Origin of the sequence: Treponema sp. (genome assembly GCF_024696245.1) — a bacterium.
GTDB lineage: Bacteria > Spirochaetota > Spirochaetia > Treponematales > Treponemataceae > Treponema_D.
In genome coordinates this window covers 1-16,917 of record NZ_JAILGZ010000053.1, presented here as the reverse complement: position 1 = coordinate 16,917, position 16,917 = coordinate 1, and the positions used below count along the sequence as shown (strand labels likewise).

The following is a 16,917-nucleotide window of genomic DNA, read 5'->3' as shown; positions in this document are numbered from 1 at the left end:
AAAAAACTAGTACTGGGCGTACATAAATTCTGAATCAGCTTCTGAGAAGGCAAAGGAAATCATAATAAGAATTATGGGTACATAATAAAAAAGCCATCTTACGGCAATGTTTTTCTGCTGAATCTTTTGGTAAACATCCACCTTGTTTTCTTTAAGAAAGCTGATGATAAATACAGTGATACAGCCAATAAAAACAAGAGTAAGCTGGGAACCAATAGTTGCCACATTACCAAAGACCTGGGAAAGACTGACAACCTTAAAAAGTTCCTTTACATTACCAAAGTTAACTATGGAATTTTTCATGTAGGTAAAGCACTGCTTAACGTCAACGATTCTGTCAAAGTAGCCGCCAATTGTTACAAGAATAAAGGTTCTTACAATTCTGAAAACATGGAAGGCCTTGCCTTTTACATTTATATGAAGGAAGGCATTTACCTTGTCAAAGAAAGGCTTACAGAAATCACTGATGGCAATAATAAGGCCGTTATAAAGGCCCCAGAGAAGGAAATGAAGTTCCGGACCATGCCAGAGGCCTACAAGACAGAAAACTACCAGATTAGAAATACCTGCCGGAATTGTCCTTGCCAGATGTTTATGACCGGAAGAGTTAAGGCTTTTACTTATTTTCTGCATGAATTTTGTAAAGGCAAGAGGATAAAAAATGTAGTCCTTCATCCACAAACCTAAACTTATATGCCATCGGCGCCAGAAGTCTGCAATGCTGGTTGCAAAATATGGCTGTCTGAAGTTTGGCTGCATATTAATGTCAAAGAGTTTTGCAATACCTAAAATCATGTTTATACCGCCGGAAAAATCCATGTACTGATAAACGGCGTAAAGGAAAACTCCAAGAACAATATAGGCTCCAGGAAGATTAACATAGCCCGGATCAAAAATATCACTGATTCTAACAACAAGCATGTCTGCAACGATGTATTTTTTTAAGGCACCATAGAGAATACTTGTAAGACCTTTTTTAAAATTTTCAAATTTAAGGTTGTGTTCTTTTTTAAGCTGAAGGCCGAGTCCGTCATAACGGTTAAAAGGTCCCATTAAAAGCTGGGGGAAAAAAGACACAAATGTGTAGTATTTAAAAAAGTTTTCTTCCCTTGCATACTTACCGTTATAAATATCCATAAAGTAAGCAATAGTTTGTAAAGTATAGTAAGAAATACCTAATGGAAGAATCAAAGACATGGAACTGAAAATAACAAGATAATACTTAAGAAGAATAAGCATACCTGCATTTAAGAAAAGCATTCCTACAAGAACAAATCTCTTTTTTGTTAAAGTCTGAGCCTTTAATACTTTAAACTCATCTTTACTTACCAGGGCCTTGCGGGCCTTTAATCCCTCGTTTAAATAAGAAACTAATTTTGCAGCATAAAAAGTAACCAGGGCAGAAAAAACTATAAAAACTAAATTCTTGTAATTCCACAGACAATAGTAAACTGTGTTTGCAATGCATAAAAGTGCAAGCTGAAACTTTTTAGGAACAAGGTAATAAAGAATTAATGTAGAAATAAGAAATATTACAAAAGTAAAAGAAATAAAACTCATGGACTTTTCCTAAAATGAAATATATTTAATTTTAAAACTGTTAACTGAATTGCCGTCAAGATAAGAAGTAACCTTAAGCTGACCTGTGCTTGCAGCTGGCAGGGCAATTTTTGTTTCAGAAGTATTTTTTGCAAGAATAATTTCTTTACCGTCTGTTTGAGCAGTAACATCAAAAGTAAGGCGGTCAGCTTCTATTCCGGTGGTAATTGGATTAAGAAGAAGATTCTGCTTTAAGGTATCAAAGTCAGCTTTTACACCAAAAACCTTTTCCGGCATATCAGCGATTTTTTCTTTATAGGAATCGTAAAAGAAATCTTCTCCATCATATTTTCCTGCAAAATAATCACAGAAGATATCTGTAAATTTTATAATTCCCTTGTGGTTAAGGTGATTTGAATCACGGAATTCTGTGTCATTAAATGTAAGGAACTCTTTTTTTACAAAATTAAAGTCGTAATAATCATATCCCCTTTCTTTAAGAAAGGCTTTTGCATAGGAATAATATTCATCGTAATTACCCTTGCCCATAATATAAAAATCTGATGCCGGAATTGAAATAAAGACCAGTTTAGTATTTGTGTCTTTACAGAGGGCAATAATTTTATCTACAGTCTTATCCCAGTCACCTGCCCTTACATTGTCCATAATAATAGGAACATCAGCTGTATCATGAAAAGAAGAATCTTCTATAAATTTATTTTCGTAAACACAGCCCTTATAAATTGAATCATCATCGTCCTTATAAAGGTACCAGCCATTGTATCTGTAATTCTGGTAAGAGCCGTTGAATATACACTTAGCCTTATTAAAAAGAACAAGAGGGTCTAAAGTTATAAGCTTGTCTTTTCCGATTGGAAGAAAGGAATTAAGGTAATACTGTGGAAGTGACATATCTTTATAAAAATCATATTTTATTCCGGAATCCTTAAGATATGTGGAAACAATATATTCAGATTTAAAACCCTTTCTCTGTTTAAAAGGTGTAGAAGCTGCAATTCCATTATCAATATCAAGAAAAACTGTATCAACCTTATTGCGGTTAAGGATGTCCCTTAAAATTGCATAGGTACCGTCAATATGCTGGGAAGGAGTTCCTGCATTATAAAGATTCTTTCCAAGTTTTTCTTCTACGATTTTAGGATCTATTCCATGGGAAACATGGCTGGCACCGCAAACCAGATAATCAATATGTTGCTGATTATAAAGGTCGTGCATCATAACCCTGGAATAAGAATGGGCATCATCCCTTAAAATTAATGCAGTAAGATTGATGAGTAAAGCAAGTATTGCTGTAAATATTACAACCTTTATTATTCTCTGTCTGATAGAAGTCATCTTATCTTCCTTGATAGTTTTTACTTAACCAGTTTTTATATTCGCCGCTTAAAATACGGTCCATCCATTCTTTATTGTTAAGATACCAGTTAACTGTAAGGTTAAGGCCCTGTTCAAAAGTCATTTTTCTTTCCCAGCCCAGTTCCTTTTTTATTTTAGTACAGTCAATTGCATAACGGGCATCGTGTCCCGGTCTGTCCTTTACAAAAACAATGGATTTTTTAACGTCTTCAGGATTTTTACCAACAAGAGGAGCCGTTAATTCAATAACTTTAGTAAGAAGGTTAATATTCTGCCACTCGTTTTCTCCGCCAATGTTGTACTTCTGTCCATAGCGGCCATCTTTAAGAATCTGCCATACAGCACGATTGTGATCTTCTACATAAATCCAGTCACGGATATTTTTTCCCTGACCGTAAACAGGAAGATTTTTTCCGTCACGAATGTTTGAAATCATAAAAGGAAGAAGCTTTTCCGGAAACTGGTATGGTCCGTAATTATTTGTGCAGTTAGAAAGAGTAAGAGGCATTCCGTAGGTATGATAATAAGCCATGGCAATATGATCAGAAGATGCCTTGGAACTTGAATATGGTGAACGGGGATCATAAGGAGTTTCTTCCGTAAAGTATCCTTCCGGTCCAAGGGAACCGTAAACTTCATCAGTAGAAATATGATGGAATATTACATCATCCCTCTTGTTATCAAGGGAAATGCCCCAGTAATTTCTTGCAATGTCAAGAAGGGTAAATGTTCCCATTACGTTTGTTTTAATAAAAGCTTCTGGTCCAAGAATGGAACGGTCTACATGACTTTCTGCAGCAAAATGTACGACTGTATCAATGTCATACTTTTTAAAGATTTCTTCCATTTTACTGCGGTCACATATGTCTGCCTGTTCAAAAATATACCTGTCTTTAATTTGTGAAGCCATTTTAAGGTTATCAGGATTACCGGCATAAGTAAGGCAGTCTACGTTAATGATTCTTCCTGTAAAACCTGAATCCATAAACTCAGGAGAAGATGTGGCGCTTAAACCTAAAAGATAGTTTATAAAATTAGAACCAATAAAACCTGCACCACCGGTTACAAGAACATTTTTAAGTTTTCTTGACATTATATATCTCCGTAAAAAAATCTTAGAAGGACTCTGCTATAAATTTAAGATACTGACCGTAGTCTGTTTTATACTGACTTGAAAGCTGCAAAAGTTTTTCTTTATTAATCCAGCCGTTGCGGTAGGCAATTTCTTCGATACAGGCAACATACATTCCCTGTCTTTTTTGAATTGTTGCAACAAAGTTTCCTGCTTCCTGAAGACCATCGTAAGTTCCTGTATCAAGCCAGGCTAATCCGCGGCCTAAAAGTTCAACAGACAGACTTTTTCTGTTTAAATATTCATTGTTAACGGCAGTGATTTCCAGTTCACCACGAGCAGAAGGTTTAATATTTTCTGCAATGGAAACTACATTGTTGTCATAAAAATATAAACCTGGAACTGCATAATTTGATTTTGGTTTAAGGGGCTTTTCTTCTATACCAAGAACCTGCCCCTTATCATTAAACTCAACAACACCGTAAGCTACAGGATTCTTTACGTAATAACCAAAAATTGTAGAACCTTTACCCTGCTTAAGGCGTTCTACTGCATTTTCAAGACTGGTAGTAAAACCCTGTCCGTAAAAAATATTGTCACCAAGAACAAGAGCTACATCGTCACTGCCAATAAAAGATTTTCCTACGATAAAAGCATCGGCAAGGCCTCTTGGAGATTCCTGAACGGCATATTCAAATCTCATCCCTAAAGAAGAACCGTCACCAAACAATTCCTTAAAAGTATTAAGATCCCTGGGGGTGGAAATAATAAGAACTTCCCTTATTCCGGCAAGCATGAGGACACTAAGCGGATAATAAATCATTGGTTTATCATAAACAGGAAGAAGCTGCTTAGAAACAGCCTTAGTTATAGGGTAAAGCCTTGTACCGGATCCACCGGCAAGTATTATTCCCTTCATATGAGTGCTCCATCAGTATAAATATATCAATAAATTATAATTGATATTCTTACTTCCTTCAATAAGATGTTCAGGTTGTTTTTTTTAAGCTTTAACTGTAACATTATTTGTATGAAAAAATATGATTATCTTATTGTAGGGGCAGGACTTTACGGCTGTGTATTTGCCAATCTCGCTGCCAGAGCCGGTAAAAAATGCCTTGTAATTGATAAAAGAAAGCATACAGGTGGAAATATCTGGTGCCGTGATGTTGACGGAATCCATGTACATGAATACGGTGCTCATATTTTTCATACCAGTAATAAAAAAGTCTGGGATTATGTAAATTCTTTTGTTGAATTTAACCGCTATACCAACTGTCCTGTGGCTAACTATCAGGGCAAACTTTATAACCTTCCATTCAATATGAATACCTTTTACCAGATGTGGGGAGTAATAAGTCCTGAAGAAGCAGAGAAAAAAATTGCTGAACAGAAGGCCCAGGCCCTTGCTGAACTTAATGGAAGGGAGCCGGCAAATCTTGAAGAACAGGCTTTAACTCTTGTAGGAAAAGATATTTATGAAAAGCTGATTAAAGGCTATACAGAAAAACAGTGGGGACGTAAGTGCACTGAACTTCCTGCCTTTATCATTAAAAGACTTCCTGTAAGACTTACTTTTGACAACAATTATTTTAATGACCTTTACCAGGGAATTCCTTTGGGAGGCTATAATAAGCTTACAGAAGGACTCCTTAAAGGAATAGAAGTAGAAACAGAAAAAGACTTTTTTGCCGACAGAAAAAAGTATGAAGATATGGCAGAAAAAATTGTTTTTACCGGTAAAATCGACGAGTTCTTTGGTTACAGCTTAGGTAAACTTGAATACCGCACAGTACGCTTTGAAACAGAAAAGCTTAACGAAGTAAACCATCAGGGTAATGCTGTTATTAATTATACAGAGAGTCAGGTTCCTTACACCCGTGTAATTGAACACAAGCATTTTGAACCGGAAAACCCAGCCTTTGGTAATAAGGTAACTGTTATTTCTAAAGAATATTCTTCTGAATGGACAGAAGGTTCAGAACCATTTTATCCTGTAAATGACCAGAAGAACTCTGCCCTTTACCAGCGCTATAAGGAACTGGCCGACAAAGAAAAAAACGTAATCTTTGGAGGAAGACTTGCCCAGTACAAGTACTACGACATGGATGATGTAATTGCAGAAGTATTTAACACCTGGGAGAAAGAATGAAAAACATTGCCGTTGAACTAAAAGAGGTCTCAAAAATTTATCAGCTGGATAAAGTACAGGTTAAAGCTGCAGACAATATAAGCTTTCAGATTGAATCAGGAAGTTTTGCCGCCCTGTCAGGCCCTTCTGGTTCCGGCAAGTCTACCCTTCTTAACATAATCGGTCTTACAGATATCCCAAGCCGGGGTAAAGTTATTATTGAAGGAGAAGATGTTTACGGGGACATTGATTTTAGCAGTAAGATACCTTCAAAACTTGATGCAAAACTTACTAATCTGAGACGCAGTTCCCTTGGTTTTATCTTTCAGACCTTTAATCTTATCCCTGTTCTTAATGTAAAAGAGAATATTGCCCTTCCCCTGTCCCTGGGAAAATCTACAGGGGCCCTTATGGGAGAAAAAGAAAAAGATGAATGGGTTGATTTTCTTATAGAAACTGTTGGCCTTACAGACTGGAAAAAGCATAAGCCTTCTGAACTTTCCGGAGGTCAGAGACAGCGTACTGCAATTGCCAGGGCTCTTGTAACAAAAGCTCCTGTGATTTTAGCAGATGAACCTACTGCAAACCTGGACAGTAAAAACGGAGAACAGATTCTGGACCTGATGAAAAAAATAAATGAAGAACTTAAAACTACATTTATTTTTTCTACTCATGATCAGAAAATCGTAAATATGGCAGATCAGGTAATCAGCCTTAAAGATGGAAAAATTATTGATAATCAGTAATTAATAGTTAAAAGTAAATTTTATCCAGCTTCCAAAAACAAATTCTGTAAGATCAGCTTCTTCTTTTACTTCATAAGTGGCTTTAAATCCTGTACGCCAGTCGGCACAGGAGAAGATGCCGCCAATATTTATTCCGCCTTTAACATAACCTTCTTCTTCCTGATACTTATGTAGCCAGTCAAGTCCAATGGAAATATTGTTTTTCTTTCCAAGTCTAAGAAGACCTGCTTCTGCAAAAGTTCTGTGAAACAAATCCTCCTGTCCATCTTCCGGAGAAAAAATATATTCCAGCTGATATTCACCGTTAAAGCCAAAATCAAATTCATTAAAAGAAAAAAGTCTGTAAAAACCAGCAGTTGTTACGGAAGAATGCAGGGTGTCTGTATCAGAAAAGACTTTCAGCATTTTTTTAACGGAGGTAAACTTTAATAATTCCTGAGCGTAAATATCAAAAGAAGCAAGGGATGTTTTAGTTTCAAAACCTGCAACATGAGGCTGGTAAGTTATAAGGCCTGAAGTAACGGCAGAAGCTTTTTGATTAGGATTTTTTCTTCCAAAAAGATTAAAGGATATGTTCCATAAAACAAACTCTGCAGAAAAACACCAGGAAATATTTTCTTCGGAAAGTTCAGAAGAAGAAGACCTGTAAAAAGCAAGAGCAGACAATGTTCCATTTTTTACAGGAAGCCTTAGCTGGGCAGAAGTTCCGTATAAAGTATCTGCAAGAATATTGGTATTCATTGAAGAATCATAAGTTATACCGTTACCTGCTATATCAAGGGAGCCTGATGAATCCTTACTGTCTGAAGTAAAAAGACGGGGATAACCCCAGGTTGTCTTTTTTTTACCGGCAGTAATGTAGGCCCTGGATAAAAGAAGGTAGTCAAAATAAAGTTCCCTTAAAGTAATAATGTCTGCCCCTTCTGATTTTTCAGAAGAAGCTGCAGACGGGAGGGATGTATAAATATCACCATGGATTTTATAAAGTCCGCTTTTAGCACTATCAATATAAAAATGATTTTTAAGCTCAAGGTATCCGGTAAAATCATTTTCTCCATCTTTTCTGATAAGACCACCGCCTAAAGAAGAAGTAAGGTTACCGGAAAATTTTATGGAAGAAAGAAAAGAATTCTGAGCAGCAGAAGTTTTTTCTTCTTTTACAACTACAGCTTCTTCAATGTCACTGGCATCTTCAAAATAAGAATCCAGATCTGAAGTTTCCTGAGAAAACAAAGTTACAGAAGAAATAACAGAAAGTATTAAGAAGAAAAACTTTTTCATTTTTATTACCTGGCCCCTGCCATTTCTAAGTATGGCTTGGTATAAACTGCATCTTCAACTTTTTTAAGGGAAACATTGCTTATGGAAACAAGAGTTTTTTCGTATTCCATTTTACCGGCAATTTTTTTACCTTTAAGATTGTCCTGAATTATCATGCTTACAGGGATACGGCGTTCATAACCTGCAGAAGTAACTTTCTGATAAGAAGGAATTACAGTTGTACGGATTTTTTTTCCGGAAAGAGAATAATCTTCCTTTTTTCTTACAAGACCATCATCCTGGCTTACCCAGAGTTTTACAAGAGGATAATCTGCTGTCTCTTTTTTTGCTTCAAGTTCAAAAAGAATACAGTTGTATTTTCCAAGCTTTACCTGGCTGTCACTTATAATTTTATAATCTGTATAATAATTCTGGGGACCAAAGTCAGAAGTGTTTGCATTGGTATTCTGAAACTTATCCCGGGCAGACGAAAAAGTAAAACGTCTGTCTGCAGGATCATAAAACCAGATTGTTTCATCAAGCTGCAGGTAGCCCTTACCCTTTTCTGAAGAAGGAGCTGTTACAAGAATTGTCCAGCAACGGCTTTTATCACGGCGGAACATCTGGGCTTCCGTTACAGACCTGCCCTCTCCCGGCTTATCCTGAACAATGGAATACTGGGCATAAAAATCCGTATCATAAAAAGAAGTATTGTCCTGAGCTTTTTTAAGTAACTCTTCATTTGCAGAAAGGGCACTTATAGAAGCTGTCATAAGACATGCTGTTATTAATAAAAATAACTTTTTCATTTTAATCTCCTATTCTGTTACTGCCAGAGCCTTGCAGGGCATAATTCTGATGGATTTTCTTACGGAACCAGTAACAGCAGCTATAGTAAAAAACAAAACTGACAGACATATGATACAGATATTAGTCATATCAGGCAAAGGAATTATAGCACCACCCTTTAAGAAAATATCAAAAGCCGGAATAAATGAAAAGTTAAAAATAGAAATAAAGCGGCTTAAAAGAAGGGATAAAAGAATTCCTGCAAAGGAACCTGCAAGAACAAGAATCACTGCTTCTGTAAGAATTGTAAGCATAATATGAGCCCTATTCATTCCTAAAGACATATAAATGCCTATTTCGTTTATACGCTTCATTACTAAAATCTTAAAGGTACTTCCTATTCCTACTATAATAATCAGGACTAAAATGCCAATGATAAAGGATGTTATAGCCTTCATTGCAACTATAAGAATCTTTACGTCCTGAAGGTTTGCCTGTAATGGAACAAGGGCAAAATTATCTTCCTTAAATTTTCCGGAAAGAAGATGGTCGTAAAAAATCTGTTTATCATCTACAAGAGGAAACATTTTTATTCTTTTACTAAGCTGACTGTGATACTTTTTAGTGTCCTCTTTACTGATATTAGCCCCGTTCAGGTCAAGACAGATACGGTTGGAATAATCATGCCCTGTACACAGAAGCTGTCTTAAATCATCAAGGTCCATATAAGAAGTGTACATTCCAAACAGACTGGAATCTTCAAAAATACCCCTTACATATAAATCAATTGTATTGACTCCACCACCAAAAGCCGGTGCCATAAAAGTGATTTTATCTCCCTCTGAGGCGCAAAGCATGGAAGCAACAGGGCTGCTTAAAAGAATACCACCCCTGCCCACATTTTCTATTGAACCTTCAAGAAGATTGATGGAAGAAAGAAGACGCTTTTCTTTTTTAAAATCTACTCCCTTTACAACCCTCTGTCTTGCGGAATTACCTTCAAAGTAAAAGGAAGCCCTTGCTGCATCGTAATCAAAGCGGGGACTTATAACACTTCCTTCTGGAAAAATATCCTCAAGTCCCTTTATAAAATCTGTAGTATTGTAACAGCCAAGTTCATTAGTACCGCCAATAATCTGGTAGTCTCCCCCATAATAAATTCTGGCCTTGTCACTTAAAGAAGCCATCATTCCCTTTGTTACGGAAAGAAAAAATAAAGAAATACCGCAGCCTGCAGCACAAACCAGAAATAAAGAAAAATATTGTTTTCTGCGGTAAATAAAAGACCTGAGAGCAAGCTTTAAAATAAACATTATTTAGCCCCCTGAATTGCCTTTACAGGTTCTACAGAAAGTGCATTTCTGACAGGAAGAATCCAGCCTATAAAAGCCAGTAAAAGACAAAGTATAAATACGGAAATTATGTTAGGAACCCTGATGGAAAAACAAAGGGGTTCAGAACCAAAAAGCTGAATTAAAAAATCATTGTGCAGCTGAAAACCAACTTTATTTACAAGGGCACATAAAATAAAGGAAAATATTATTCCGGTAAAGGCAGATACCAGTGAAAGAATAAGATTTTCCATAAGACATTCAGCAGAAACAAAAAATGAAGAAGCTCCCATGGCTCTTAAAGTTCCGATTTCCCTTGTCCTGTCAATAACATGAATAACCAGGGTGTTATTAACAACAATAAATCCCGAAGCCAGTATTATAAGAATTCCGGCATTAAAAATTATCCTGAGCCAGTAAATATAAAGGGCTGAACTACCTGCAGCATCACGCCAGAGAACAGCTTCTACAGGCCATCCATTATTCTTAAATGATGAGTTTAAATCATAAACTGCCTTTCTTGCGTCATCTGATTTGCAGATAATAAAATTCCAGGAGCCCTGAGAAGAATAATCCTGAGTCTGGCTTTCTGTAATTTCAATATCAAAATCATCAAGATCTTCGCTAAAGAAAAAATCATCTTCGTTTAAATCTGAATCAAGAAGGGATTCAACACTGTCAGAAAAATCATAATCAAGACTGACTGTATTTTCTGTTCCGGCCAGTTCCCTTACCACCTGAGGAGAAGCAATAACAATTTTATTTAAAGAAGAATGGGAAAAGGCATATTCGTAGATTCCGCTGACAGTAAGACTTCTGATTCTAAAAGAGATGCCGTCTGCAACCATAAACTGAACTTTACTGCCGGCTTTAATACCAGCTTCTTTTGCCATGGAAGACTGAATCATACAGGCTTCTTCATCAAAATCAAAACCCCTTCCCTCAATAATTTTTATGGAAGACATGATTCTGGAATAATCAGGAAAATCTGTACCGAATAAAAAAACAGGCAGCCTTTTTTTTCCATTTTCCAGAATAGCTGTAGAAGAAACCTGAGGAACTGAAGCCGATACATAAGGACAGGAAGAAACAGCCTGACTAACCTGATGATAAGGAAGAATACTGTTGATTTTTGTAAGCATGCCGGTAACAGGTGTCTCGTCTCCAAAAAGACTTAAGGGAACATTACTTACCGGGCGGATAATCAGGTCTCCTGTAAAACTTGAACAGAAGGTTTCCTGAACGCCGTTTTCAGTACTGTCAAAAACTGCATTGGAAAAAGCAAAAAGCATTGCAGCCAGGGAAATAAAAGCTATTATGACCAGAGAAGATTTTCTTGAAATTATATTTTTAAAAGCCAGATAAAATATCATTGGCTTATTTTAAAGAAATAAAGCTGATGTTACAAGCAAAGGTTTTTTATGGTACTTTTTAATTCCGTTAATAGCCCAGGTACATAAATACCATGCACTTTTAAAAACACTCAGGCGGAGAACATTATGATAAACATTCCACTGAGGCCTGATCATCTTTCTTTTTGCACCGCCGGTTACTGAATCATTGCGCATTCTGTAATCAACAAGAATATCATCAAAACCAACACATTTAAGTCCCTGACGAAGAATATCAAGGAAGAAAACATAGTCATCCCTGAGGTTCATAAGGGATTCACGGAAGAATACATTATTTTTAAGCCTGAATCTGTCAACAATGGCAGCTGACGGAAAAACAGGACAATGCATAAGCAGCTTTTTATAATCCCTTTCTCCAGGACATGAAAAATCTTCCAGTAAAGGAAAAGTAAGGTCTGCATTCATTCTTCTGTAGCCGGAATAAAAAACAACGTGGCTTAAACATTTATCCTGCTGAATTTTATTAAGCATTATAGAAAGGTAATCCTTATGCCACACGTCATCTGAGTCAAGGAAGGCGATATAACGGCCGGAAGATACCTTAATAGCCATGTTTCTTGAAGAAGCACAGCCTGAGTTTTCCTGAGTAATATAGGTGATTCTGTCGTCCTTTTTCATGAATTTTTTTACGATATCCAGGGATAAATCCGTAGAACCATCATCTACAACCAGAAGCTCCCACTGGTCATAACTCTGAGAAAGTACTGAATTTATAGTTTCTTCAAGGAACCTGCTTCCGTTATAGCAGGGCATAATAATTGATACAAGATTATCCTTGTATACTATCTGATCTGACTCACTACTCATACTAATATTTTAACCCATAAACTAAAAAAAACAAACTTTTTTTAAAGAAATTTGCATTTTCTTGAAAATTTTCAAAGAAAATTTCAAATTTTTAATGTTGGTTTATATCGATAGATGTATTATTATACATATACTTCTGGGCTTATTATGGAATATTTTAAAAATTTAGTGAAGGTAACATATAATGAAATTGTTTGACATATCCTATCCGGAAAACGATTTTAACAGAAAAAAACACCTGTATTTTAAGAATCTGGGGGATAAAGTATCTTATGCCAGCTATTTTAACAGCTTTGCCGCAGGAATATACAATAAGTACACTAAGATTTCAGAAGTTTCCTTAAACCTTACCACCAAATGCAGCTGCCGTGTTTTACTTGTAAAAGCCAGCCTTCTTAAAAATAAAATAATAGAAACAATAATAGAAGAAAAAGAATGTAATCCAGGCCAGGAGCTTATTTTTACCTGCAATATTGAAGGTTTTGAAGAAGAGAGCATACTCTACCCTGAATTTTACAAAAAGGATGATTCTTTTAGAAAAAACGAAATTACCAGTGATTTCTGCCAGGGCTACTGGTTTTGCAGGGATGAATATAAAAGCACAGATGTTAAAATGGCAGCTGTAATTACAACTTACCGCAGGGAAAGCTTTATTATCAGCAATCTTAAGGAACTTGCCTGCACGGAAAAAGTTAAGGACGGCAGCCTTAAAGTTTTTGTAATAGATAACGGCCAGACCCTGGACTTAAGGCAGCAGGATTTTCCTTTTGCAAAAATATTCCCTAATAAAAACCTTGGTGGAGCCGGTGGTTTTACCAGAGGAATAATGGAAGTATTAAAAAACAGGGAAAATTTCAGCCATATTATTCTTATGGATGATGACATAGCTTTTAACCGGGGCCTTTTTACAAGAAATCATTCATTTTTATCAGTCTTAAAGGATGAATATAAGACCTGGGCTTTAGGTGGTGCCATGTTAAGGCTTAATGACCCCTGTATTCAGCACGAACGGGGCTCCTGCTATGATTTTTTACGCTTAAAAGCCTGGGGAAAGAATGCAAACTTATGTAAACAGACAGTCCTTATGAAAAACCTTAAGGCTGTAAGAATGGATTTCAATGCCTGGTGGTACTGCTGCTATCCTGTTGAATGTATTGATAAAGATCAGCTTCCTATGCCTTATTTTATTAAGGGGGATGATATTGAATTTGGAATCAGGAAATTCAAAAACAAATTTATTATGGTAAACGGAATCTCTGTCTGGCATCAGGAATTTGCCGGAAAAGACTCCCCTTACCTTTACTATTACAGTATCAGAAACCGTCTTACAAGCAATGCCATTCATGAAGAAAAATGCCTGGCTTTTAAAACTTTCCTTACTTATGCAGTTCATCTGACCTTTAATACCCTTAAAAGAAAAAAGGCCGTTTATTTTGTAAAACTTGCCTTCAGGGATTTTTTAAAGGGAGCAGAACATCTTAACAATATTGACGGAGAAGAACTTAATGGCTTTTTACGCAGCCATAAAAGCAAATGCTGCTGTGATTTATTTTATATAGTCAGACTTCCTTTTGAAATCATTAAGGCTGTATTTAAAATTGCACTAAATCAAAAGCAAATAAAAAGCTATAAAGAAAAACAAGCTGACCTTGTAAGCTGGCAGTCCTGGGCAAAACGACTGGGAATATAAAGTTAAGGAATACGTCGAGTCAAGGCACGCTCACGCTTAAAGCCTTGACTTCGCCGTTTTGAGGGTTTTGTAATAAACCCTCAATATAAAAAGGCCGTACCCTTTTAGTTAAAGGAGACTGCCTTTACTTTTTACCTGAGCAAGTCCCCTGTAAGGGAACTGCGGCAGAAATTAATCTGCGTAGGTAATGGTGATGGATGTGATTCTGGCATGGCCTTTAGTTGCATTATAAATTAAATATATTGGTGCAGAAGAAGTAGCTGTACCACTCCAGGTTACAGAAGATGCATCATCACCACTAAGAGCAGTACTTGCAGTCCATGTTTCTGTATCATCACTTGTTGTTACAGTAGCTGTGTAAATTGTTGTAAGATTTTGTGTCCCAGTAATTGTTAAACCTGTAATGGTTTTAGCACTTGAAGGAGTAATTGTTATCTTACCACTGGCATACATTCTGATATTTGAATCAGCAAAACATGTTGACTGAGCTGTACCTGGGGCAAATACAAGAGTTGAATAATCTGTTGTTACTGTAGTTGTAACCCCACCAGTATTTGATGTAGGGAAAAGGGCTGTATAATCATTACTTGAACTACAATCAATTACATCTTCATTACTAGCTGCAAGTGTATATTCAGCACTAACTACATCAGAGCAGTAAGTTGTACCATTATTTGTTACAACAGCAATTGCATAAAGGGTTCCGGCTGCTGTTACAGAGTAAGTAAATGCACCGTTTGTAAGTGTAGCCAGTGTTCCTGCAGTAGAATAATTATCTGCTGTAAGTTCTGTACCAAAACTATAGTAAAGAACAGTTCCGTCATGACTGTCATTATTTGTAACAGTTACTCCAGTTCCGCTTGCAACAGTACCGCTTGTAGAAATTGTAAAAAGTGGTTATATCGGAGTAAAAAGAAAAAAAAATGAGTCTTAAAATTGCCCAAAGTAATTAAATGACATTTTAAGTTTTATTCATTATAATGGATTATTATGAACATTATAAATTCCACAAAAACATTCATTAAATATAAGGGACTTTTAAAACAGCTTATAAGCCGCGATATTAAACTTAAATACAGGCGCAGTATGCTGGGCTATATCTGGAGCATACTTAACCCTCTTATGATTATGATTGTTCTTACTGTGGTTTTTTCTTATATGTTTAAAAGGGATATAAAAAACTTTCCATTGTATTACCTTTGCGGACAGATTCTTTTTAACTTTTTCAGTATGTGTGCTACTATGTCTATTCATTCAATTGTAGACAGCGGTGCCTTAATAAAAAAAATCTATGTTCCTAAATACATATTTGTAGTCTCTGCTGTTACAACCCAGCTGATTTCTGAATTCTGTTTTTCTCTAGGGGCCCTTCTTATTGTAATGCTGGCAACTCATGCGAACTTTTCTTTTTATAACCTTCTCTTTTTTGTTCCTGCTGTTGAAGTTTACATATTTAGTCTTGGTGTAGGATTATTTTTAGCCCAGGCAAATGTTTTCTTTAGGGATATTCAGTATATTTGGAAGGTAATTATCACAATATGGCTTTACATTACCCCTATTTTTTATCCTCTTACCATGCTGCCTCCTTACCTTCAAAAATATGTAACAAGATTTAATCCTATGTATATGTTTATAGAACAGTTCCGTGACCTTATGTATTTAAACCGCATGTTAAATCCAACTACAATGCTTAAAGGCTTTACAATTGGAATAGTGGCACTGCTAATAGGTATGATTTTCTTTAAGAAAAATCAGGATAAATTCATTCTTTACATTTAATTCAGGCGGAAAAAATGGAAAACAATATAAAACTTAAAATTGAAGACCTTCATATAAGATATAACCTTGCTTCTGAAAACGTAGATAACCTTAAGGAATTTGTAATTAAAATCCTTAAACGCCAGCTGATGTTTCAGGAATTTATGGCGTTACAGGGTGTAAATCTTGAAGTTAAAGCAGGTGAATCCTGGGGAATTATTGGACGCAATGGAGCCGGTAAGTCTACATTTTTAAAAGCTGCCTGTGGAATCCTTAAACCTTACAAAGGTTCAATTCAAATTAACGGTCGCATTTCTCCTCTTATTGAACTTGGAGCAGGTTTTGACGGAAGACTTACTGCAAAAGAAAACATTTTCTTAAACGGAGCAGTCCTTGGGTACAGTGAAGAATTTATAAAGGAACACTATGATGAAATTGTAGAATTTTCTGAAGTAGATAAGTTTTTAAATGTTCCTATTAAAAACTTTTCTTCTGGTATGAGAGCCAAACTTGGTTTTGCTATTGCAACTTTAGTAAAGCCTGATATTCTTATTGTGGATGAAGTACTGGCTGTTGGTGATTTTAAATTTAAGGAAAAATGTGAAAAGAAAATGCAAGAACTTTTATCAAACGGCACTACCCTCCTTTTTGTATCCCACTCCATAGACCAGGTTAAACGCCTTTGCAAAAACGCAATGTGGCTTGACCATGGAGAAGTAAAAATGAAAGGAGAAGCAGGTCCTGTTTGTGATGCTTATGTGAAGAGTTGATTAATAGATTCTGGAAATATTAAAAGAATATTTTCAGAATCTATTTACTCATTATTCTTGTAATTTCAATATCTCTTTATAAATTCTTTCACAGCATTTTCCATCTCGATATTCAAAGAAGTTATCAATTCGCTTTTCATAAATATCTACCATAAGCTCCACCAAAAAAAATACAATCATAATCAAGAGCTACTAATTCAAATGAATAAAAACTTTTTATATTTTTATCTACTTC

The 16,917-nt window shown here is 35.8% G+C and carries 15 protein-coding genes; 5 read left to right on the top strand and 10 right to left on the bottom strand.

Annotated features, from left to right (window positions below):
- Positions 1-6: 6 nt before the first annotated feature.
- From K6D58_RS03655 to rfbA, 4 genes are read right to left on the bottom strand one after another with little or no spacing between them, the layout of a single operon-like run.
- Positions 7-1,560, bottom strand: coding sequence for an MBOAT family O-acyltransferase (locus K6D58_RS03655; RefSeq protein ID WP_296827718.1), 1,554 nt, complete (start codon positions 1,558-1,560; stop codon positions 7-9).
- A gap of 9 nt (positions 1,561-1,569) precedes the next feature.
- Positions 1,570-2,895 carry a hypothetical protein gene (locus K6D58_RS03650; protein WP_296827715.1) on the bottom strand — a complete coding sequence of 442 codons (1,326 nt, stop codon included), beginning with the start codon at positions 2,893-2,895 and terminating at the stop codon, positions 1,570-1,572.
- 1 nt (position 2,896) lies between these two features.
- Positions 2,897-4,009, bottom strand: a complete 1,113-nt coding sequence (rfbB, locus tag K6D58_RS03645; protein WP_296827714.1) for a dTDP-glucose 4,6-dehydratase — start codon at positions 4,007-4,009, stop codon at positions 2,897-2,899.
- A 22-nt stretch (positions 4,010-4,031) separates the two neighbouring features.
- Positions 4,032-4,907 (bottom strand): glucose-1-phosphate thymidylyltransferase RfbA, encoded by an 876-nt coding sequence (gene rfbA, locus K6D58_RS03640; RefSeq protein WP_296827712.1) that lies wholly within the window; start codon positions 4,905-4,907, stop codon positions 4,032-4,034.
- 111 nt (positions 4,908-5,018) lie between these two features.
- Between rfbA and glf the strand changes: the two genes are divergently transcribed.
- Positions 5,019-6,140 (top strand): UDP-galactopyranose mutase, encoded by a 1,122-nt coding sequence (gene glf, locus K6D58_RS03635; RefSeq protein ID WP_296827709.1) that lies wholly within the window; start codon positions 5,019-5,021, stop codon positions 6,138-6,140.
- Entirely contained in the window at positions 6,137-6,865 is a 729-nt protein-coding gene (locus K6D58_RS03630; protein ID WP_296827707.1) for an ABC transporter ATP-binding protein, read from the top strand. The genes glf and K6D58_RS03630 overlap by 4 nt, the downstream gene beginning before the upstream one ends.
- Here the strand turns inward: K6D58_RS03630 and K6D58_RS03625 are convergent, their stop codons facing one another.
- From K6D58_RS03625 to K6D58_RS03605, 5 genes are read right to left on the bottom strand one after another with little or no spacing between them, the layout of a single operon-like run.
- Positions 6,866-8,146, bottom strand: a complete 1,281-nt coding sequence (locus K6D58_RS03625; protein ID WP_296827704.1) for a hypothetical protein — start codon at positions 8,144-8,146, stop codon at positions 6,866-6,868.
- Positions 8,147-8,151: 5 nt separating this feature from the next.
- Positions 8,152-8,934 (bottom strand): outer membrane lipoprotein-sorting protein, encoded by a 783-nt coding sequence (locus tag K6D58_RS03620; protein WP_296827701.1) that lies wholly within the window; start codon positions 8,932-8,934, stop codon positions 8,152-8,154.
- A gap of 9 nt (positions 8,935-8,943) precedes the next feature.
- Positions 8,944-10,227, bottom strand: coding sequence for an ABC transporter permease (locus tag K6D58_RS03615; RefSeq protein ID WP_296827699.1), 1,284 nt, complete (start codon positions 10,225-10,227; stop codon positions 8,944-8,946).
- The gene (locus K6D58_RS03610; protein ID WP_296827697.1) at positions 10,227-11,618 is read right to left on the bottom strand and encodes an ABC transporter permease; all 1,392 of its coding nucleotides are present in this window, start codon (positions 11,616-11,618) and stop codon (positions 10,227-10,229) included. The genes K6D58_RS03615 and K6D58_RS03610 overlap by 1 nt, the downstream gene beginning before the upstream one ends.
- A gap of 9 nt (positions 11,619-11,627) precedes the next feature.
- Complete coding sequence (locus tag K6D58_RS03605; RefSeq protein ID WP_296827696.1) at positions 11,628-12,464, bottom strand: glycosyltransferase family 2 protein; 837 nt, start codon at positions 12,462-12,464, stop codon at positions 11,628-11,630.
- A 184-nt stretch (positions 12,465-12,648) separates the two neighbouring features.
- Here K6D58_RS03605 and K6D58_RS03600 point away from each other — a divergent pair, with 184 nt between their 5' ends.
- The gene (locus K6D58_RS03600) at positions 12,649-14,154 is read left to right on the top strand and encodes a glycosyltransferase (protein ID WP_296827694.1); all 1,506 of its coding nucleotides are present in this window, start codon (positions 12,649-12,651) and stop codon (positions 14,152-14,154) included.
- Between the two features lie 171 nt (positions 14,155-14,325).
- Here the strand turns inward: K6D58_RS03600 and K6D58_RS03595 are convergent, their stop codons facing one another.
- Positions 14,326-14,607 carry a hypothetical protein gene (locus tag K6D58_RS03595; RefSeq protein WP_296827692.1) on the bottom strand — a complete coding sequence of 94 codons (282 nt, stop codon included), beginning with the start codon at positions 14,605-14,607 and terminating at the stop codon, positions 14,326-14,328.
- A gap of 537 nt (positions 14,608-15,144) precedes the next feature.
- Here K6D58_RS03595 and K6D58_RS03590 point away from each other — a divergent pair.
- Entirely contained in the window at positions 15,145-15,933 is a 789-nt protein-coding gene (locus K6D58_RS03590) for an ABC transporter permease (protein WP_296827691.1), read from the top strand.
- A 14-nt stretch (positions 15,934-15,947) separates the two neighbouring features.
- Entirely contained in the window at positions 15,948-16,682 is a 735-nt protein-coding gene (locus K6D58_RS03585) for an ABC transporter ATP-binding protein (RefSeq protein ID WP_296827688.1), read from the top strand.
- The last annotated feature ends 235 nt before the right edge of the window (positions 16,683-16,917 follow it).